This window comes from Rickettsia philipii str. 364D (assembly GCF_000283995.1).
Taxonomy (GTDB): domain Bacteria; phylum Pseudomonadota; class Alphaproteobacteria; order Rickettsiales; family Rickettsiaceae; genus Rickettsia; species Rickettsia rickettsii.
Genome location: NC_016930.1, coordinates 63,206 through 83,224, shown reverse-complemented (window position 1 = coordinate 83,224; position 20,019 = coordinate 63,206). Strand labels below are relative to the sequence as shown.

Genomic DNA, 20,019 nt, shown 5'->3' with positions numbered 1-20,019 from the left:
TTTATATTAATTTCTTATGTTTATATTTTGGATTTAAAATACTTTCCCCGTTAGTACTTAGCATATATTCATGATAATCTTGATAATTTCCTTCAAACCATGTAGCATTATTTTCTTTATCATATGATATAATATGAGTGGTTATTCTATCTAAAAACCATCTATCATGACTAATCACTAATACACAACCTGCAAAATCTAAAATAGCATCTTCAAGTGCTCTTAACGTATCAATATCTAAATCATTAGACGGCTCATCTAATAATATAACATTTGCTCCTTCTTTTAGTAATTTTGCCAAATGTACTCTGTTACGTTCTCCACCTGAAAGTTGTCCAACTTTTTTTTGTTGATCACCGCCTCTAAAATTAAAAGCTGCACAATAAGCTCTACTTTTAATTATTCTATTACCAAGTTGTAATTCATCTAGACCTTCTGAAATTTCTTCCCATATAGTCTTATTATCATCTAAATGATCCCGTGATTGATCGACATAACCTAATTTTACCGTTTGACCAATTTTAATAGAACCACTATCTGGCATTATTTTACCTGTAATAATATTAAATAAAGTAGACTTACCTGCTCCATTCGGTCCAATAATTCCTACAATAGCTCCACGTGGAACTTTAAAACTAAAATCTGATAATAATATTTTATTATTAAATTTTTTAGCTATATGTTCTGCTTCAATAACAAGATCACCTAAACGAGGTCCGTTAGGTATAATGATTTGAGTAGGATCAGTTTTTTGTTCTTGTTGTTTATTTAATAACTCTTGATATGCTGTAATACGTGCTTTATTTTTTGATTGTCTAGCTTTTGGAGTTTGACGAATCCATTCAAGTTCACGATTCAATTGTTTTTTTCTATCATCGTCTTCTTTACTTTCTAAAGCTAATTTTTTTTGCTTCTGCTCAAGCCAAGAACTATAATTTAATTCCCACGGTATACAATTTCCACGATCTATTTCTAATATCCATTCTGTAACATTATCTAAAAAATAACGATCATGGGTAATTACTATTACAGTACCTTCATAATGCTTTAAATAATCCTCAAGCCAAGAAACTGATTCTGCATCCAAATGATTTGTAGGTTCATCAAGTAACAACATATCAGGTTTCTCTAAAAGCAATTTACATAAAGCCACTCTTCTTTTTTCTCCACCGGAAATTTTTGTAATATCTGCTTCTTTTGGTGGGCAACGTAAAGCAAGCATTGCGATCTCTATTTCACGTTCTAGATTCCATCCATCACAATTGTCTATTTTTTCTTGCAATTCTGCTTGTTTATCAAAAAGCTTTTGCATTTCTTCATCAGCGATTTCAGCAGCAAATTTGTTACTTATATAATTAAATTCATCAATAAGTTTTTTCTTTTCATGAAGACCTTCTATGATATTATCAAAAACATTTTTACTAGCATCAAGATACGGTTCTTGAGGTAAATATCCTACTTTTATACCAATTTTAGCTGTTGCTTTACCTTCAAACTCTTTATCAATACCTGCCATTATTTTTAATAAAGTCGATTTGCCTGCTCCATTTGGACCTATTATACCGATTTTAGCTTTTGGTAAAAATGATAAATTTGTTTCTTTTAAAATTCGTTTACCATTTATAATTTTGCTTAAACCAACCATTTCATAAACATATTGATATGACATAAATTACTTATTTCCTTATATTATTATTACTACTGTATTGTATGAATTTATTGCTCTATGATCATATAATTCAAAATTAGACATTGTAATTTCTATCATTGTTTTTCTCGTTTAGATATTTATTTTAAGAAATAACTGTATATATACTTTTAATTTTAGCAGCTTGAGGATTGTGTATACTTTTATACTTATAATTCTTCGTTCAAGCTTATTGATAATTTTTCCATATGCATTTTAATTTAATTTTAACAATATCAAGTCTAATTCTTCCAAATCTTTATAATGAAATATTAATTTTCCGCCTAATGGATAATTTTCTATTGTTATTTTTATACCAAATTTTTCTGATAAAGCTTTTACTAATAATTCTAGATCATTATTCGTAGCGTTGTCCTTTAAAAAACGCTTTCCTATTTTGTTATTATTGTTCGGGGATTTTGTATACTCATTTTTATACCATTGTCTTACTAATTCTTCTGTTTGACGTACATTTAAATCATTATTTATAATATAATCGGCTATTACTTCTGCATGTTCATGATTTATTAAACACCGAGCTTGACCCATACTTAGTATATTTTCATTTACTTTATCTTGAATAGACTGCGGCAAATTATTAAGCCTTAATAAATTAGCTATATGACTACGACTTTTACCAAGCCTTTCAGCTAATTTTTCTACCGTATAATTAAAATTTTCTATTAAATATTTAAAGCCACGCGCTTCTTCCATCACTGTTAAATCAGTTCTTTGTATGTTCTCAATTAATGCTATTTCCATACTCTCTCTAGCATCTAAATTTTTTATAATTACCGGTATCTCTAAAACTTTTGCTAATTTACATGCACGCCAGCGTCGCTCTCCTGCTATAATTTGGAAATTATTATCAACAATAATAGGCTGTAATAAACCATTATTCAATATAGAATCTGCTAATTCTTTTATTTTATCATATTCAAAGTTTTTTCTAGGCTGATTCTCGTTTGGTCTTATTTTATCAATATTTATTATTTGTACTATTTCTGATTCTATAGAAATAACTTCTTCTCCAAGTAATGAAGATAATCCTCTTCCTAGTCCTTTATTTTTCGCCATATCTTTCTAAGATTTCTTTTGTAAGTTCTATATATGCAACTGCTCCCGAACATTTATAATCATATATAATAGCCGGTTTTCCATATGAAGGAGCTTCAGATAGTTTAATATTTCTTGGAATAACGGTTTTAAATACTAATTCTCCTAAGCATTTTCTAACATCATCTTCTACTTGTTCAGTTAAACGATTACGCTTATCATACATTGTAAATAATATACCTGCAATCTTTATCTTAGGATTTAATTTTTTCTCTACAATTTCAATTGTTTTTAACAAATGACTTAATCCTTCTAAAGAATAAAAATCACATTGCATTGGAATCAGTACTTCATCGCTTGCAACTAAAGCGTTTACCGTTAATAAATTTAATGAAGGAGGACAATCAATAATTATATAATCATATAATATTTTTATTTCTGCCAATAGCTTCATTAAAATATATTCTCGGTCCTTTAATTTTGTTAAGTCTAATTCAGCCGCAGATAGATTAGTGTTTGAAGTAATTATTTCTAAATTTGGTATATCTGTAGAAATTATTGCATCTTGCAATTCTATTAAATTTGTTAATACTTGGTATATAGTATTTTTGCGTTGTTGCTGACTAATTCCAAAACCGGTACTACTATTCCCTTGAGGATCAAGATCTATAACTAAAATTTTTTTATTTACAGCAGCAAAAGCTGTAGCTAAATTTACAGTAGTTGTAGTTTTAGCTACCCCTCCTTTTTGATTAACAATAGCAATTACTTTCATATCATTTTTGTTAAATTACTAACTTCTAGAATTTTCCCTTCTTCACAAGTAATACTTTGATGTATTAAATAACCAAATAACCATCTCTCTTTAGCTTCTACTATTTCAGTTAAATAATTTTTTCCTTTTAATAACAAAAATTTTTCTCGTACTGAAATATTTTTTATGCAATTAAATATTGTATTTAAGTTAGAGAAAGCTCTACAAGTTAATATACTACAATCTATTTCTACTTTTTCTATTCTTTGATTGATTATTTGTACGTTATTATTTGATATCTTTGATGCTTTTTCTAAAAATATACATTTACGTAAATCAGCTTCTATTAAACTTACTTGCGCTACCCCCGCTATAGATAATACTATACCAGGCAAACCGGCACCGCTTCCTATATCAACTAAATGTATTTCTTTATTATCAATATATTGTATTAATTGTAATGAGTCTAATATATGACGTTGCCAAAAATTATGTATAGTATTATCCGATACAAGATTGATTGATTTATTCCATTTTTTAACTAACTTTTGAAAAATTTCTAACTTTTCAATTATTTCACGTGGAACTTCCATCACTATATTTAGTTTTTAAATAAATTATAATAGCCGTAATTGCTGCAGGTGTAATCCCTGGAATTCGACGTGCTACACCAATAGTAGTAGGTTTATGGGCAGAAAGTTTTTCCTGTATCTCTAATGATATACTTGGTATTTTAAAATAGTCAATATTTTTAGGTATGAACTGCGCCTCTTCACTTTGAAATAAATTAATATCTGCTTGTTGTCTAGTTAAATATGAAGCATATTTTGCTTCAATATAGAGTAATTGCAAAATGTTATTATTTTGTGTTTCTTTAAGCATAGGAAAAATTTTAATAGCTTGTTCAACATTAAAATTAGGTATTTTAAATAAGTCTAATACTGTTTTATATGTACCATCCTGTGCAACCTGTATACCCATTTTAGCAAGTTTACTAGTAGTTAAAGACAAGGTATTTAATAATGATTTTATTTTTTCTATATCTTCACATTTTTTTGTGAATATTTTTTTACGTTTTTCTGATACGACTCCAATGTTCATCCCTAATTCCGTTAAACGTAAATCAGAGTTATCTGCTCTTAAAGATAATCTATATTCTGAGCGAGAAGTAAACATACGATAAGGTTCTATAGTACCAAATGTTGTTAAATCGTCAATCATTACTCCAATATAACTGTTTGCTCTTGTTAACATAAACGGTGCTTGATCTTTTACTGCTAAAGCAGCATTTATACCGGCTATTATACCTTGCCCTGCGGCTTCCTCATATCCTGTAGTACCGTTAATTTGCCCGGCCAAATACAATCCAGCTATTTTTTTTGTCTCTAGCGTAACACTTATTTCACGTGGATCAACATAATCATATTCTATAGCATAACCTGGACGTAAAACCTTTACATTTTCTAATCCTGGTATTGTTTTGATTAATTTATGTTGCACATCTTCAGGCAAAGAAGTAGAAATACCGTTTGGATAAATCGTATAATCATCTAACCCTTCAGGTTCTAAAAATATACGATGTTCTGATTTTGTACTAAATCTGACTATTTTATCTTCAATAGAAGGACAATATCGCGGTCCTATTCCTTCTATTTGCCCTGAATACATTGCGGATTTATCAAGATTCTCACGTATAATATCATGAGTTTCTGAGGTTGTTTTTGTGATAAAACAATTTATCTGAGAAACATTAACAATATTTGTTAATTCAGAAAAAGGACGAGGAATTTTATCGCCGGGTTGTAAAATTGTTTTACTATAATCAATAGTACGTCCATCAATGCGAGGCGGTGTACCTGTTTTTAAACGAGCCAGTTTAAAACCTATTTGTTTTAATGTATTTGATAATCCATACGAAGGCTCTTCATCTACTCTACCTGCAGGAATTTTTTTTTGTCCAATATGAATAAGACCTGATAGGAAAGTACCTGTAGTTAATATAATTTTTTGACAAAGAATTTTGCTACCGTTATTTAAAATAACCGCTTCAATTTTAGAAGATTTAATTTCTATATCTTCCACTTTTCCATATAATATATCTAGATTAGGATAATTTGTTAATATTTGATACATTGCTTTTTTATAAAGCTTTCGATCAGCTTGAGCTCTAGGTCCCCAAACTGCTGGTCCTCTAGTCTCATTCAGCATTTTATAATGTATACCGGCTTGGTCTATAACATAACCCATTAACCCATCAAGTGCATCGATTTCTTTAACTAATGTGCCTTTTGCAATCCCACCGATTGCTGGATTGCAAGACATTTCGCCTAAATTTTCCGGTTTTAACGTAATTAAGAGAGTAGGAACTCCAAGACGTGCAGAAGCAGCGGCTGCTTCTACGCCTGCATGTCCACCGCCTATAACTATTACGTCATATTTTAGCATTAATTATTCTATAATTTCAGATTTATTAAAGAAAAATTCGATTTCTCTTTTCGCACTATTTTCACTATCTGAACCATGAATACTATTAGCCTCAATTGATTCGCCTAAATCTTTTCTAATAGTGCCTGCTTCAGCTTCAGCAGGATTAGTTGCACCCATAACGGTGCGGTTTAAAGTTATAGCATCCTCCCCCTTAAGCACTTGAAGTACTACCGCTCCTGAAGTAATATATTCAACTAAGCTATTAAAAAACGGTCTTGCTCTATGCTCATCATAAAAACATGCAGCTTCATATTTAGTTAAAAATTTCATTTTCTGAGCCACTATTTTTAAACCGGCATTTTCTAAGTAAGTATTAACTTGCCCTATTTTATTCCTTTTGATAGCATCAGGCTTAATCATTGAAAAAGTATATTGTATTGTCATTTTGTAACCTATTTATTATAATTATTAAATGTATTTTTTAGCTGAACGATTCCATATTAAAGCAAATAATCCTCCTCCTAAAAGAGCAGAAATACTGAAAAATATAAATACCCCATTCCAACCATAATTATCGCTAATCCATCCTACGCCGACTCCCGCAATAGCCGCTCCTAAATAACCAAATAACCCTGATAATCCATTAGCCGTACCGACAGCCTGACGGGTACTAAAATCAGCAGCTGCTATACCTACAAGGAGCTGAGGCCCTGAAACAAAAAAGCCTATTAAAGAAAGAATTACTATACTTAATAATTCACTGTGAATAGGAAGTTTCCAAAACAAGACTAACAATAAGCTAAGCAATACCATACATATGGATGCAACAGGACCTCGACGACCTTGAAATAGTTTATCAGATAAAACACCTGCTATTAATGCCCCTGGGATACCTATCATTTCATATAAACCGATTTGTAAGCCTGCATTTGCAAGACTTATATTACGTAAATCTTTTAAAAATGTTGGAGCCCAATAAATTACTCCGGAACGTATTATATAAACAAACATGTTTGCTAAACAAACATACCATATTAGCTTATTACAAAAGACCATTTTAAGTAATTGTGGAGTTAATAGCTTCTCATAATCTCCTATAGCTTCAAGCGGATATTCTTTATATTCCTCTACGGTAGATAAACCTACTTCTTTTGGAGAATTACGAAGCCTATTATATAAAAAAAGCGATACTACACAAGCAACTACACCTGGAACAAAAAAGGCAGCTCTCCAATCAAATTTATCGATTAAATAACCGCAGCTTATCATAGCAAGAGCACCACCTATTTGATTAGAAGTTGCACCCATAGCCCATTTAGTTCCAAGTTCTTTTGAAGCGAACCAGTGAGTAAGCATCTTTGTTGCAGGAGGCCAGCCCATAGATTGAAACCAGTTACTGGCTATCCATAAAATTCCTATAAGCCATAAAGAATCTGAAAAACCTATTAGCATAGTAATGATCCCGACAAATAAAAGACCCAAAACCATAAATATCCGAGCATGCACTTTATCGCTAATAAACCCGTTACACGCTTTACTAACTCCATACATAATAGATGAAGCAGTTAATATCCAGCCAATTTGTGTTTTAGTAACCCCAAAATATTCTCTTATAGCAGGAGTTGCTATATTAAAATTCTGACGACAAAAATAAAAAGTTGCGTAACCTATAATAATAGAATACAAAATCCTTACTCGCCAACTATTATATTTTTTTACATATGGCGATCTTGGAGTTTTAATTTTGGATTTTGTATTTGTCATATTATAAACTCTCCGACTATAAAAAAAACAAGTTTAAGAGTCTAGCAGTAAATAAATTTTCATTAATAATTAAAGAAAATTTATTTACTGCTAGACTCTTAAACTTGTTTTTTTATAATATTAAATTTTAACAAATTCTATTTTTCGGTTTTATTTACCAAAACTTTATACTCTTTATTTAAACCTTTAACGGCATATATCCATAATATTACTATTACAAAGAATATAGAAGCAAAATAAGGAGTTGCCTCTACAAAACCAAACGCAGGAAATAAAATAAAGAATGTAGATTGAATAATAGCACCACCTGATTTACCAAATCTTCCTCCGATAACTTCAACAGCAGCTTGCCCTTTTACTCGTAAATCCTTATCAAGCGGAATATACGCCATGTTTTTAGTAGCATCAAATAAAGAATATTTTACACCTTTACTTAAAACATTTTGAATCATACCGATCACAACAGCAAGTGCTAAAGGACCTGAAGCAAGAATACCTGTTAAATGCATAGCAATAACACTATCAAAAAAGATAAATGCAAAAAACGCTGCACCGGTAATTAACATCATTAATGGAGTTATCATAGCTGCAGTTAGCCATGATACTTTTCTTAAAATATTACTACCTATAAGCATGAAAGCAATTGCAACCCAACCCTGATAAAATTGGAACTTCCCCATATATATAGTGTAAGCCTCTTTCGTCGGATATAATTCTTTTACTTTGGATTTCCAAACACCTTCAACTAAATTTACTGAAACACCGTAAGCAATAAGTAACAATGCAATATAACCTACATACTTAGAAGTAAAGATCATTTTAAAACTGTCTATTAATGACATTTTAGCTTTAGCTTTCTTTTCTTTTACTAATGCCGGATCATAAAGTCTAGGATCGGTTAGAACGTTTTTATTCATCCATCTATATGTTAATATTACTAAAAAGCTACTTGTTATCATTATAACAAATAAAGGTACAAATTTTAGATGTTCTGCAACTATTTGAGTTTTTTCATGCAAGCAATATCCAATAATTACGGATGTTACAGGCAATGCTAAATTAGCAAGTAAACCAAACATTGAGTAAAAACGTTTAGCTTCATCGGTTTTAGTAATTTGGTTAGCAAATTGCCAAAATAATAAACTAAGCATCATTGTTCCCCAAAGCTCTGCCATAGTATAAAAAGATGCAAAACTCCATTTCCCAACTATTCTTATAAACCATTTGAAATTAGGATAAACTACACTCCAAGATTCTATGGTTTCAGGATCAGGATGAACTAAATCAGGGTAAGGGTAAAGAACAAACGCAAATAATGCAAAATACCCTAAGAAAAATGAAGTAATAACATAAAACACGTTTTCTTGCTTTAAAATATCGCAGAGCTTAACATAAATTACCATAGCGATTACGGCAGAAGGTAGTACTATATATGTTTTTAAGAAACTTATTGCTTCTGCTCCTATATCCGTTACTACAAACCCGTCTTTAATTGAACGAAGCGTTGAGTAGTTTAATAAAATACAGAACATCATAAACGCCATAGGAAGAAACTTCTTATTTTCATATCTTTCTATAGGCCAAATTACCTTGCTTAGTTCTGAGAGATAATTGTCATTTTTGGGAGTATTCATAAATTAAATTTTTCTATTTATTTTGAAGATAAATATTATACTAGAATATGTTAGAAAAGTCAAACCTATTGATTTTTCTCAAAAGAAATTAAATAAAATTATTAACTATAGGATGCGTAAAAGAAATATGACAATTTATTTACTTGATTTTAGTTTCTATCCATAATTTTCTATTTATAAATTATTATAATAAAATATATGTCCAAATTAAAAACAGCTCTATTATTAACTGCTATAATTTTTATAACAGGTTGTAAAAGTAATATGAAAAATGAAAACAATATTTCATTACCGCAATATGTAACTTTGAACATTCAAACCTTAAATAGTTCAGAGGATAAAACTATTAGAATAAAGGCAAAAACTTTAAACTTTCCGTTATCTTCAGAAGATTTACGTGATATATCTATTTTAGAAAAGAAATATGATCAAGAAGAAAATTGTGCAGGACTTGCTGCACCGCAAATAGGCATATCAAAATGTATAATAATATTTGCAGTACATGAAGATGCAGAGTTAAAAAAATGGCATCCTGACCTTAAGGATACAATGCCTAAAACTATTTGGATTAACCCCTCATATAAACCGATAGGTATTGATAAACATGAAGATTACGAGGGATGCTTTTCTGTTGAAAATGCTACAGGACCGGTAGCAAGATTCAAGAAAATTCATTATCACGCATATGATATAAATGGCAATCAAATTCAAGGTATCGCAGAAGGATTTTTAGCAAGAGTTATCCAGCATGAAATCGATCATCTAAACGGAAAAGTATTTTTAGATTATGTAGCTCCAAAAAAAATAATGACTAAAGAAGAATATTTAGAAATGCGTAAAAAAGCAATGGAGCAGGAAAATATAAAATCTTAGAGTTCTCTAAATCTCAAATATCATTCTAGCTAAAATTTGAGTATGTCATTCCCGCGAAAATTTACTTTATATTATTTGGTATAATACTATTGAATCGGATACGGGACGCATGCGATGTTCGCCTAAAGCTTCATCTTCATCACCTGTTACATTATTTATAATTTTTCCGCCCATGAATAATGTAGAAGAACCGCCACCGTCTAAATTGATTGCCGATTCATATCCAAGTTAACATATAATATGCAAGTTCTGTTTTAGTTAATCCTATCACAGTATAATTAACAAGGTGTTTTTCTAAAATTTTTAAAGCTTCAGGGATTATTAATTTATCAACATTTATTTCTTTCTCTTTCCGTAATATTGATCTTACTTGCACAAGCTTAAGGTCTTTGACATGTTGCTTATAAATATGTTCGACTACAACTATAACTATAGTGCCGTCATTACACACTCCTAAGGCAGTACGAGCATGAGCCAGATCATCTTGCTTTGGATTATCTACAACATTTTTACCGTTTTGAACCAATAAGGGAATACCGGTTACTATTGAAGCAGTGTTACTTAAATTTATAAGCTTGCCGTCTTTATCGAGAAATTCCAAAATTAACTTTACAGAATCATTTATATTTACTACCGGCAAACTTGTTGCTTGTGGAAAGGACAATATAAAGCCTTTCTGTGAGATTTGATTATCACCATGCTTACTTATTGCCGTAACAATAAAATTTAACCATAATGCCTCTTGACTTGGAGAGAATCTCTTACTCTTTTCCGTCCATATTTTAACTATTTCAAAAAGCCTGTTAAAATAAGGTTTTATTGTATCTTCATGCATATTGTAAAAATCGCGATCATCACGTTGTATAATATCTGAACAGTATCCGTAAGAAACATAAAAAATGCCTTCCGGCTTTAATGCAGCATGAATTTTTTATACACATTGATTGTTTCATTATAAGGTACATAAAGGAGAGTTGCTTGAGCCCAAACACCATCAAACGACTCCTTAAAATCAATATCTTGAAAAGTGGAGTGCAGTACATCTATTCCGGTTGCTTTTGTAGCTCATTTAACCATTTCGGTTGAACCGTCAAAAGCAGTAACTTGATATCTTTGACTTAAAAAATATTTTGTATCACGACCAACTCCGCAACCTGCATCTAAAATATGAGCCTGTTCAGGTAAATAGCTAGTAAATGCTTTATAGTTATCAGACAAATCTGCATTGATTGTTCTGCTATAAAACTCTTGAGCGTTATTATTATAATATTGTATATTTTTCCCAACTATTAGTATATTTATACTCACCAAACAATAACATACAAATAGAAAATACATATAATTTCTATTATATATTAGACTTCTTTTCGAACTCACTTATAGGGAGGCATTTGGAGGAAACACGGAACGCAGCACCGCAGCGTATAAAAAAGTACGTGAGGATGCGAGTACCGGATTGACGTACAAATTACCCCTAGAAGTAGAGTTCCAAAAGAAGTCTATTGACTATTAGACTTAAAAATGGTCTACTTATCAAGAATAAGGCTTAAGGTTTATATGATAAAAAAAATAATATTTGGAATAGCTATTTTACTTAGTACAAGCTGCTTTGCCAATAGTACAACTTCTGACGGCTCAAAAAAAGATGCAGCAAAAACTAACGATGTTACAACACAAAAAATTATAGATGATTTTTCTGCTTACGCCGGTACTATAAAACCGGAAGTACGGGAGGAAATACAACAATATAGAGTAGCAATAGTCAAGATTAATAAGAAGAAACGTGAACTATATAACAGGCTTTCCAAAGAGGCTCAAAATTTTTTAGCAGAGCAACAAAAATATAAACAAAAACTATCTATCTCTAAGCTACCGGTAGAAAACGACCAAAAGAATAATACTGTTGATTCTAATGATAATAAGAGCAAAGATACAAAATAAATTACCGTTATTGTGCGGGTCAAAAATCGTCATTGCGAGCAGCCGTAGGCTGTGGCGGCAATCTCATGCAATAATAACAAACTCCTGAGATTGCTACGCAATGTCCTCGCAATGACGGATAAACCTATCCACAACAACTCCGCTTTTTAGCTAGGTATTTCATAAATCTGCTCTACTACACCATCAAGACCCATTAAAAAAGTATAAACTTTTAATTGGGGGAATTTTTCTTTTATTATATCACGGGCCTTGTTTAAAATTGCTGCATGTGCTGCTGTTTCTTTTTCCTTGGTATTTAGCTGTTCCTGACCTATAAGTATTTTATAAGCTCCACATTCTCTATGATCAAGAAAAACAATTTGTTTTATGTTATGTAATTCTTGCAAAATCTCAATAGTATCTTCTATTGTTTTTCCCCAATAAGTATATTTGTCGTTAATAAGAGCAAGCGATGCACCGGGCAGTGATACTTTATCAAAATTATCTTCTAATCCTAATTGCTTCATTAATTTATCTGTTTCGTCTATTAATCTAAAATCTACACAACTAATTAAAAGAGTAGAAGCTTCATTTAATGTTTTTAAATGTGCATTACTTACTTCTACCTTTACAACTTTCTTATTGGCAATTATATCATTGTTAGCAGCGTAAAGATTTAAACTAGACACCATCATAAACCCTAAAATTATATATTTTACATGTATCATAAAATTTTCCTATTTAAAAATATTTCTTACAGGCTTTAAAATAAGAATAACCTGTAATGATTGTTAAAAAAGCGGCAATCCATAAAATTATTTCCCCTACTATATCTAAATAAATAATTCCTGAACCTTTTGAGCCTAGTATCAATATCGATAAAGCAAACATTTGTAAAAACGTTTTTACCTTAGCAAGTCTCGATACAGGCACACTAACCTTTACTAGAGCTAAAAATTCCCGAAGACCGCTAACTAAAAATTCTCGTGCTAAAATTAATAAGCAAGGTATCTCATCTACATTATCTTTTTTTAGTAGCATGATAATAACGCAACCTACAAGTAGCTTATCTGCTATAGGGTCAAACATCTTGCCGAAACTTGTAACTAAATTATATTTTCTTGCAATATAACCGTCAAAAAAATCCGTAATACTAGCTAAAACAAATAATAATGCCCCAAGTGTACGTGCAAGTGAGTTATTGATATAAAATACCAGTATAATAACTGGAATTACCATTATTCGAGCAATAGTTAGATAATTAGGTAAATTTTTATCTATTCTCATTAATTAATTAAATTTATTAATATAATATTGTTGAATGATGGATAGAATATTATTCCAAGACCAATATATTAAAAGTCCAACAGGAAAACTACTAAACATAAATAAAAAAATTAGCGGCATAAATTTCATTACTTGAGCTTGCATCGGATCCGCAGGTTCAGGACTCATTTTTTGCTGTAAGAACATAGTAATAGCCATTAAAATAGGCCATGCTCCAATCATTAAAAATGACGGCGGCGCGAACGGTAATAAGCCGAATAAATTAAAAATAGTAGTAGGGTCAGGTGCAGATAAGTCTTTAATCCAGCCGTAAAACGGTGCTTGCCGCATTTCAATAGTTACATACAATACTTTATAAATGGAGAAAAATACCGGAATTTGAACAAGTATAGGTAAACAACCAGCTACCGGATTTACTTTTTCTTTTTTATATAAAGCCATAATTTCTTGATTTAAACGTGCTTTATCATCACTGTATAAAATTTTTATCCTATCGATTTCCGGCTGTAAATTTTTCATTTTTTTCATCGAACGATAAGACTTATTGGCTAAAGTAAACATTAATAGCTTAATTATAACCGTAACAATTAATATACTAACACCGAAATTACCGACATAGCCATAGAAAAAATTCATGGCGTAGAAAACCGGTTTGGTAATTATATAGAACCAACCGAAATCAATAGCTCTATCAAATAATTTAATATCATATTGCTTTTCATATTTATCAAGCAAGTCTACTTTTTTTGCTCCAGCAAAAATTCTGCTTTTAATTGAAAAATTTTTGCCGGGCTTTATTATTTGTACCGGTGAAATAAAATCTACCTGATATCTTTCAATCCCTTGCTTAAGAGCATAATTAAAATTCGAGCTGTAATTACTTGATTTATCCGGAATCAAGGAAGATAACCAATATTTATCGGTAATTCCTATCCAGTCAACCTTACTTGCTGCAAATTTTTCACTTTTCTTATCTTTAATATCATCATAAGAATATTCTTTAAGATTCTCGTCTATACACCCGATAGGTCCTTGATGTAATATATTCACCGCTTTCTCTACAGCAATATATTTACGATTTATTAAACCGTAAGATTGCACAGGAAGTTCTTTATCACTATTATTAACGATGGTTTGCTCTATAGTAAATAAATAGTTTTCATCGACAGTAATAGTAACTAAAAATTTAACTCCGTCTTCATTAACCCAACATAAATGCACAGGTTTTTCAGGGCTTAATATTTCACTATCACTATTCCATATAGTATCATTGTTAGGGAGTTTTACACTAGATAAATTACTAACTAAACCAACTTCAGCAAAATATGCATTTTCTGTATTAGCCGGTGAAAATAATCTCACTTCAGGACTATTTTTAGATAAATCTTGTTTATATTTCTTTAATATTAAATCATCAAATCTAAGTCCTTTTAATGAAATAGAACCGGTAAGTGATTCAGATTCTATTTTAATACGCTGTACTTGACTTTCTTCTTGCACAACAATACCAGTTGCAGGTTCGACTAAAGCTTTTAACTGTTGTTTCTTTAAATTTTCTGCTTTCTGCACTGCTATTTGCTGTTGCTGTTTTTTTTGTTCAGGTTTTACAACAAAATACTGCCAACTGAAAATTATACTTAAAGACAGTATAATAGCGGCTATTAAATTAATTATATTATTATTCATTCCTAGGTCTTAAATTTTAATATTTTTAAAGCTTTAAGTTTTAAAGCATTTAGAACAAATAATCAAGTAGTATAATATACTTCTTGGCTTTCAAAAGTAGTGAATATCCAAGCTGAAAGACAACTTCCATCTTGGATACAAATTTAATTTATTTTTTTATTTTTACTACTTTTCATTTTACTTCGGATATATTATACCACTCCTACATTCTGAAATATTTTTAATTTAAATTCAGGAAGTATAGAAATGAAATGTTCAGAAATATTGTCCTGTATATTTTCATAACCTACTAAATTTACTTCTTTAACAAAGATATATATTTCTATAGGCAACCCATGAATCGTAGGTTCAAGCTGTCTTACTAGAAAAGTAAACCCTTCGGTATAAACTGCTGGATTATTTTTTAGATATTCCTGAATATATAATTTGAATAGTTTAATGTTGGTTAAATCTTTCTCTTCTTTATCAAGAGTGATTTTATCTATTACATCCTTTGATATATAAGGAGATTTTTTTAGTGCTTTTAAAATATTAGCATCACAGAAGTTAATAGTTGCCATATTAATATTAAATACTCTCTTTACCCTTCTTGCTCCTGATTCACTAATTCCTCTATAATTAGTTACGTTAGAATTTAAAATGCTGTAAGTAGGAACTGTGGAAATAGATTGGTCAAAATTCCTAATTGTTACTACGGAAATAGTAATTTTTTCAACTGTTCCTTCAATTGCGCCTATACGTACCCAGTCTCCAATATTAATAATTTCTTGAGTAGTTAGTTGCAAGCTTGCAAGTAATCCTAAAACGGTATCTTTGAAAACAAATGTTAAAAGAGCTGCGGCTGCACCTAAGCTTGTTAAGAATGTACTAAGCGAAATATTTAATATATATGAAATAGTTACCATTGCTGCAATAACTATGACAATAATTTTTAATATTTGAAAATATAAGCTAAGCGGTGCATTTTTTGTAACGGCTTTGATTCTATTTTGATACAGATCTGCAAAAGCATCTATAAGCGTTAATAATAACATCGTCACAGATATACCAGTATATAAGATTACTATAGTATCTTTGATTCCCAGTAATACATGTGCTTTAAAAGAAGTAGGATGAAAAATCTTTCCCCAACATACAAAGTAAAGTGCTAATAAAGTATTTAATAAATAACGAAATATAGGATATTTTTTTATCCTTTCATAATCATCATAATGATGTCTAGTTAAATAATTTTTTACCGGAATAAAAATTAATCTTTTAATTAGAAATATCACCGGTATAAGAGATACTAACATAAAAAACAATAATACTAACTCAGTACTTGAGGTATGATATAGATCCATTAAATATTGCATATTTTACCTATCATTATTATTATGAATATAAATCTTTTTTATTATTACTAAGAATTTTATTTTTATCAATAATTTTAACTCAAAAGAATTTGGTATTGCTAAGCAAATATAGATACTGTCATTGCAAAGCCACGAAGCAGCTGCAGCAACCCATAAAAATAATAAAAAACTGAATTGCCTAGTCAATTACTTATGTAATTTTCCGTAACTCAGACGTTAAATGAATTAAATAACTTATTTATCTATGACATTTCCTAATATCAATCCAGTTATTTTCTCTATAGGTCCACTTGCTATCTCTTGGTATTCTCTTTCATATGTAATAGGAATTTTGCTAGGCTGGTTCTATGCAAATAAAATTATAGAAAAATTTAAGCCTCAAATTACCAAAAAAAATCTAGAAGATTTCATTACTTATGCCGTTATAGGCATAATAGTCGGAGGCAGACTAGGGTTTGTTTTATTATATAACCCTTCTAGATATTTTTCAAATCCAATAGATATCTTAAAAACTTATGAAGGCGGGATGTCTTTCCATGGCGGAGCTTTAGGGGGGATTATTGCTGCTTATTTGTTTTGCCGAAAATATAAAATTAATTTTTTAAGTCTCACGGATATAATAGCCCCTGCAGTACCTATCGGATTATTTTTAGGTAGGATCGCTAATTTTATTAACGGCGAACTATACGGACGTATTACAAATGCTTCTTTTGGTATGATTTTTCCAAATAGCGATTTGATGCCAAGACATCCTAGTCAATTATATGAAGCTTTTTTTGAAGGTTTAGTATTATTTAGTATCTTAGCATATGCAACATTTAAGCACAAAACTCTTAAAAAGTGCGGTTTAAACTCAGGAATATTTTTCACATTTTACGGTCTTTTCCGAATCACTATTGAAATATTTAGAGAACCCGACATACAAATCGGGTTTATTTTAGATAGCTTAACTATGGGACAAATTTTATCTGTACCTATGTTACTTTTAGGAAGTTATTTAATATGTCAATCGAATCCAAAATAAGACAATTAATTGATCAAAACGGTTATATTACTTGCGATGTCCTCATGCAGGAGGTATTAAACTTAAATCCTACTTCCTATTATAAGCAAGTAAAATCATTAGCTAATGAAGGTGACTTTGTTACGGCTCCTGAAATTTCACAGCTATTCGGTGAAATTATCGGCTTATGGTGTATCAGAGAGTGGCAAAGAATTGGCTGCCCAAAAAGTCTTAGTTTAGTAGAGCTTGGTCCTGGTCGAGGTCTATTAATGCGTGATTTACTACGTACTGCAAAATTAGTACCGGAATTTTATAAAGCCTTATCAATTGAACTAATAGAAATTAATAAAAATTTTATTGCTTATCAAAAGGCTAATTTACAAGATATTAATTTACCGATTAGTCATCAATCATTTGTAGAAGATATACCAAAAAAACCTACTATAATAATAGCTAACGAATTCTTTGATGCTATACCGATAAAGCAATATATTAAAGTCAAGGAATTATGGTATGAAAGAATATTTGTAGTGCAGCCGGTAGACGAAAGAATTAAATACGATAAAATAAGCGTTAATAAGCAATTACAAGAATATCTGCTGTGTACTCATATTGAAGCAAAAGACGGGGCAGTACTTGAAGAATCTTATAAATCGATAGAAATTATAAAATTTATAGCGCAGCATCTAAAAAGACTAAGCGGCAGTGGCTTAATAATAGATTACGGCTATGATATAGCTCCGAATGGTAGAACTAGATATCAATATAATCAAACATTACAAGCGGTTAAAAACCATAAATATTGCCCCATCCTTGAAAATCTTGGAGAAGCTGATTTATCGGCACATGTGGATTTTTATGCATTAAAGACGGTAGCTAAAAACAGCAAAATAAACGTAATAGATACAATATCGCAACGAGATTTTTTAATAGAAAATGGAATCTTATTACGTAAACAAACATTGCAAGACAAGCTTAATGATAGACATCTTGCCAAATTCGCTTATAGAGAGGAATTTAAAGGAGACACGCAACGCAGCACCGCAGCGTACACTTTAGTACGTGAGGATGCGAGTATCGGATCGACGTATAAATTACCTCTAGAAGTAGAGTTTGGCAAGATGTCTGAGCAGGCACAAATAATAGAAAGACAGGTAGAAAGACTAATATCACCGAAACAAATGGGAGAATTATTTAAAGTATTACAAATTATGAATTAATTTAGGTTTTGTGGACATTTCTAATTTGTTGCTGCAAATTATAAGATTTTTTTGAAATATGACTAACTATTCCGCAAAAATCTTATTAATTTTTGTTACAAAATACCTCAAAATAGCAAATCAACTAGAAATGTCCACAAAAAAACCTAGGTTCTGAGTCTTGATTATAAATGGACAACTTTAAGTCCCCTTCTTCACATTTCAGCATGGCTTCAAATTCTTTTTTATACGCTCTTCGGTTTTTCCTGTAAGATGTAAGACACATAAGCAGTATCATTGGGTATACGGAACCGCTATAAACCCCAAAACTTCGAACTTCACAATCAGCATCTCGGTACTTAATCCATTAATTTGGGGATTTTTTAAGTAAATTAACTTGTTCTCGTTTGTCTGAAATATTGTTTTAATATTTCTTGGTATATTTGATTTATTATCAACTTTCTTATATTCTGCAACGACACAATAATTCATTTCACCTTGTGTCATGGTATTATTACAATCAACAGAAAATAATTGCTTTTTTCATTATTTTATCATTTTTAAAAATAATTAATTAAGAATCACACACCGTGACGTTCTGCAATTAAACTTTTTATTTTACCGATAGCTTTAGCAGGATTTAAGCCTTTCGGGCAGGTCTTAGTACAGTTCATAATCGTATGACAACGGTAAAGCTTAAATGGGTCTTCTAAAGCTTCAAGACGTTCACCGGTATTATCATCCCTTGAATCGGCAATCCATCTATGTGCTTGTAGTAAAATCGCAGGACCCAAATATTTATCACCGTTCCACCAATAGCTAGGACAAGAAGTAGAACAGCAAGCACATAATATACACTCATATACACCGTCAAGCTTTTCTCGGTCTTTAATCGACTGTAACCTTTCAGAGTTTGAAGGGGTAGGGCTATCAGTTTTGAGCCAAGGTTCTATAGATTCGTATTGTGCATAAAAATGCGACATATCAGGTACTAAATCTTTCACTACTTTCATATGAGGAAGCGGATAGATTTTGATATCGCCTGATATATCTTCTATTGGTTTTATGCATGCTAAAGTATTTGTACCGTCAATATTCATTGCACAACTACCACAAATTCCTTCCCGACAAGAACGCCTAAAAGTTAAAGTAGAATCGATTTCGTTTTTGATTTTAATTAAAGCATCTAAAACCATCGGTCCGGTTTTGCTTAAATCTATCTCAAAACTATCGATAGTAGGATTCTTATCAAGATCAGGATCATACCTATAAATTTTTATCTTTCTAGGTTTAAGCATTTCCTCTTGTTCTTTATGCTCTCTACCTTTTTTTACTACTGAATTTGGCGGTAACCTTAACTCTGCCATTTTAAGT

General features: G+C 30.7%; 21 protein-coding genes and 1 pseudogene. 5 read left to right on the top strand and 17 right to left on the bottom strand.

The features are described from left to right. Position 1: 1 nt before the first annotated feature. The 8 genes from ettA to tlc1 form a co-directional block, all read right to left on the bottom strand. Entirely contained in the window at positions 2-1,669 is a 1,668-nt protein-coding gene (gene ettA / locus RSA_RS00455; RefSeq protein ID WP_012150314.1) for an energy-dependent translational throttle protein EttA, read from the bottom strand. A gap of 234 nt (positions 1,670-1,903) precedes the next feature. Beyond that, a complete protein-coding gene (locus RSA_RS00450; RefSeq protein ID WP_014364365.1) occupies positions 1,904-2,764 on the bottom strand; it encodes a ParB/RepB/Spo0J family partition protein in 861 nt (286 codons plus the stop codon). Next, entirely contained in the window at positions 2,751-3,518 is a 768-nt protein-coding gene (locus RSA_RS00445) for a ParA family protein (RefSeq protein WP_010976770.1), read from the bottom strand. Before RSA_RS00445 ends, RSA_RS00450 begins: the two co-directional genes overlap by 14 nt. Beyond that, positions 3,515-4,090, bottom strand: a complete 576-nt coding sequence (gene rsmG, locus RSA_RS00440) for a 16S rRNA (guanine(527)-N(7))-methyltransferase RsmG (protein ID WP_012150312.1) — start codon at positions 4,088-4,090, stop codon at positions 3,515-3,517. The genes RSA_RS00445 and rsmG overlap by 4 nt, the downstream gene beginning before the upstream one ends. Next, entirely contained in the window at positions 4,074-5,942 is a 1,869-nt protein-coding gene (mnmG, locus tag RSA_RS00435; RefSeq protein WP_012150311.1) for a tRNA uridine-5-carboxymethylaminomethyl(34) synthesis enzyme MnmG, read from the bottom strand. The genes rsmG and mnmG overlap by 17 nt, the downstream gene beginning before the upstream one ends. A 3-nt stretch (positions 5,943-5,945) precedes the next feature. Next, a complete protein-coding gene (ndk, locus tag RSA_RS00430; RefSeq protein ID WP_010976767.1) occupies positions 5,946-6,368 on the bottom strand; it encodes a nucleoside-diphosphate kinase in 423 nt (140 codons plus the stop codon). Positions 6,369-6,392: 24 nt separating this feature from the next. Beyond that, a complete protein-coding gene (locus RSA_RS00425; protein WP_014364364.1) occupies positions 6,393-7,688 on the bottom strand; it encodes an MFS transporter in 1,296 nt (431 codons plus the stop codon). Between the two features lie 137 nt (positions 7,689-7,825). After that, entirely contained in the window at positions 7,826-9,322 is a 1,497-nt protein-coding gene (tlc1, locus tag RSA_RS00420; RefSeq protein ID WP_014364363.1) for an ATP/ADP exchange transporter Tlc1, read from the bottom strand. 198 nt (positions 9,323-9,520) lie between these two features. Between tlc1 and RSA_RS00415 the strand changes: the two genes are divergently transcribed. After that, positions 9,521-10,195: a peptide deformylase gene (locus RSA_RS00415; protein ID WP_010976764.1), complete on the top strand. Its 675-nt coding sequence runs from the start codon at positions 9,521-9,523 to the stop codon at positions 10,193-10,195. Between the two features lie 66 nt (positions 10,196-10,261). On the opposite strand, the gene RSA_RS09890 is transcribed toward RSA_RS00415, so the two are convergent. The 3 genes from RSA_RS09890 to RSA_RS00405 all read right to left on the bottom strand — a co-directional run bounded on the left by RSA_RS09890 (position 10,262) and on the right by RSA_RS00405 (position 11,533). Further along, entirely contained in the window at positions 10,262-10,369 is a 108-nt protein-coding gene (locus tag RSA_RS09890; protein WP_012150308.1) for a hypothetical protein, read from the bottom strand. A gap of 43 nt (positions 10,370-10,412) precedes the next feature. After that, positions 10,413-11,030: a phosphodiester glycosidase family protein gene (locus tag RSA_RS00410; protein ID WP_014362710.1), complete on the bottom strand. Its 618-nt coding sequence runs from the start codon at positions 11,028-11,030 to the stop codon at positions 10,413-10,415. A 230-nt stretch (positions 11,031-11,260) separates the two neighbouring features. Continuing rightward, positions 11,261-11,533: a class I SAM-dependent methyltransferase gene (locus RSA_RS00405; protein WP_049796655.1), complete on the bottom strand. Its 273-nt coding sequence runs from the start codon at positions 11,531-11,533 to the stop codon at positions 11,261-11,263. 34 nt (positions 11,534-11,567) lie between these two features. Here RSA_RS00405 and RSA_RS06950 point away from each other — a divergent pair. Next, positions 11,568-11,702: pseudogene (locus RSA_RS06950) on the top strand (palindromic element RPE1 domain-containing protein); the annotation flags it as partial. A 50-nt stretch (positions 11,703-11,752) separates the two neighbouring features. Next, a complete protein-coding gene (locus tag RSA_RS00400; protein ID WP_012150307.1) occupies positions 11,753-12,136 on the top strand; it encodes a hypothetical protein in 384 nt (127 codons plus the stop codon). A 146-nt stretch (positions 12,137-12,282) separates the two neighbouring features. Here RSA_RS00400 and RSA_RS00395 read toward each other — a convergent pair whose 3' ends face one another. The 4 genes from RSA_RS00395 to RSA_RS00380 all read right to left on the bottom strand — a co-directional run bounded on the left by RSA_RS00395 (position 12,283) and on the right by RSA_RS00380 (position 16,443). After that, positions 12,283-12,843, bottom strand: a complete 561-nt coding sequence (locus RSA_RS00395) for a carbonic anhydrase (RefSeq protein WP_041472318.1) — start codon at positions 12,841-12,843, stop codon at positions 12,283-12,285. 13 nt (positions 12,844-12,856) lie between these two features. Continuing rightward, entirely contained in the window at positions 12,857-13,402 is a 546-nt protein-coding gene (gene pgsA, locus RSA_RS00390; protein WP_010976760.1) for a CDP-diacylglycerol--glycerol-3-phosphate 3-phosphatidyltransferase, read from the bottom strand. A 3-nt stretch (positions 13,403-13,405) separates the two neighbouring features. After that, on the bottom strand, positions 13,406-15,088 hold the full coding sequence (gene yidC, locus RSA_RS00385; RefSeq protein WP_014364361.1) for a membrane protein insertase YidC: 1,683 nt from the start codon (positions 15,086-15,088) through the stop codon (positions 13,406-13,408). Positions 15,089-15,279: 191 nt separating this feature from the next. Continuing rightward, positions 15,280-16,443 (bottom strand): mechanosensitive ion channel family protein, encoded by a 1,164-nt coding sequence (locus tag RSA_RS00380; RefSeq protein ID WP_012262194.1) that lies wholly within the window; start codon positions 16,441-16,443, stop codon positions 15,280-15,282. 244 nt (positions 16,444-16,687) lie between these two features. Between RSA_RS00380 and lgt the strand changes: the two genes are divergently transcribed. Next, positions 16,688-17,467 (top strand): prolipoprotein diacylglyceryl transferase, encoded by a 780-nt coding sequence (gene lgt, locus RSA_RS00370; protein WP_014364360.1) that lies wholly within the window; start codon positions 16,688-16,690, stop codon positions 17,465-17,467. Further along, positions 17,446-18,666: a class I SAM-dependent methyltransferase gene (locus RSA_RS00365; RefSeq protein ID WP_014364359.1), complete on the top strand. Its 1,221-nt coding sequence runs from the start codon at positions 17,446-17,448 to the stop codon at positions 18,664-18,666. The genes lgt and RSA_RS00365 overlap by 22 nt, the downstream gene beginning before the upstream one ends. A 124-nt stretch (positions 18,667-18,790) precedes the next feature. On the opposite strand, the gene RSA_RS10175 is transcribed toward RSA_RS00365, so the two are convergent. Together RSA_RS10175 and RSA_RS00355 are read right to left on the bottom strand one after the other, a co-directional pair. Next, positions 18,791-19,009 (bottom strand): hypothetical protein, encoded by a 219-nt coding sequence (locus RSA_RS10175; RefSeq protein WP_286036518.1) that lies wholly within the window; start codon positions 19,007-19,009, stop codon positions 18,791-18,793. 217 nt (positions 19,010-19,226) lie between these two features. After that, on the bottom strand, positions 19,227-20,012 hold the full coding sequence (locus RSA_RS00355) for a succinate dehydrogenase iron-sulfur subunit (RefSeq protein WP_014364357.1): 786 nt from the start codon (positions 20,010-20,012) through the stop codon (positions 19,227-19,229). Positions 20,013-20,019: the final 7 nt, after the last annotated feature.

Bases quoted from the DNA above. Each gene is read 5' to 3' on its own strand.
- ndk (WP_010976767.1), bottom strand. From the start codon at position 6,368: ATGACAATACAATATACTTTTTCAATGATTAAGCCTGATGCTATCAAA.
- ettA (WP_012150314.1), bottom strand. From the start codon at position 1,669: ATGTCATATCAATATGTTTATGAAATGGTTGGTTTAAGCAAAATTATA.
- RSA_RS00445 (WP_010976770.1), bottom strand. From the start codon at position 3,518: ATGAAAGTAATTGCTATTGTTAATCAAAAAGGAGGGGTAGCTAAAACT.
- RSA_RS00425 (WP_014364364.1), bottom strand. From the start codon at position 7,688: ATGACAAATACAAAATCCAAAATTAAAACTCCAAGATCGCCATATGTA.
- RSA_RS00405 (WP_049796655.1), bottom strand. From the start codon at position 11,533: ATGTATTTTCTATTTGTATGTTATTGTTTGGTGAGTATAAATATACTA.
- rsmG (WP_012150312.1), bottom strand. From the start codon at position 4,090: ATGGAAGTTCCACGTGAAATAATTGAAAAGTTAGAAATTTTTCAAAAG.
- yidC (WP_014364361.1), bottom strand. From the start codon at position 15,088: ATGAATAATAATATAATTAATTTAATAGCCGCTATTATACTGTCTTTA.
- RSA_RS09890 (WP_012150308.1), bottom strand. From the start codon at position 10,369: ATGGGCGGAAAAATTATAAATAATGTAACAGGTGATGAAGATGAAGCT.
- RSA_RS00415 (WP_010976764.1), top strand. From the start codon at position 9,521: ATGTCCAAATTAAAAACAGCTCTATTATTAACTGCTATAATTTTTATA.
- RSA_RS00395 (WP_041472318.1), bottom strand. From the start codon at position 12,843: ATGATACATGTAAAATATATAATTTTAGGGTTTATGATGGTGTCTAGT.
- lgt (WP_014364360.1), top strand. From the start codon at position 16,688: ATGACATTTCCTAATATCAATCCAGTTATTTTCTCTATAGGTCCACTT.
- tlc1 (WP_014364363.1), bottom strand. From the start codon at position 9,322: ATGAATACTCCCAAAAATGACAATTATCTCTCAGAACTAAGCAAGGTA.
- RSA_RS00355 (WP_014364357.1), bottom strand. From the start codon at position 20,012: ATGGCAGAGTTAAGGTTACCGCCAAATTCAGTAGTAAAAAAAGGTAGA.
- RSA_RS00400 (WP_012150307.1), top strand. From the start codon at position 11,753: ATGATAAAAAAAATAATATTTGGAATAGCTATTTTACTTAGTACAAGC.
- RSA_RS00450 (WP_014364365.1), bottom strand. From the start codon at position 2,764: ATGGCGAAAAATAAAGGACTAGGAAGAGGATTATCTTCATTACTTGGA.
- mnmG (WP_012150311.1), bottom strand. From the start codon at position 5,942: ATGCTAAAATATGACGTAATAGTTATAGGCGGTGGACATGCAGGCGTA.
- RSA_RS00410 (WP_014362710.1), bottom strand. From the start codon at position 11,030: ATGCATGAAGATACAATAAAACCTTATTTTAACAGGCTTTTTGAAATA.
- pgsA (WP_010976760.1), bottom strand. From the start codon at position 13,402: ATGAGAATAGATAAAAATTTACCTAATTATCTAACTATTGCTCGAATA.
- RSA_RS00365 (WP_014364359.1), top strand. From the start codon at position 17,446: ATGTCAATCGAATCCAAAATAAGACAATTAATTGATCAAAACGGTTAT.
- RSA_RS00380 (WP_012262194.1), bottom strand. From the start codon at position 16,443: ATGCAATATTTAATGGATCTATATCATACCTCAAGTACTGAGTTAGTA.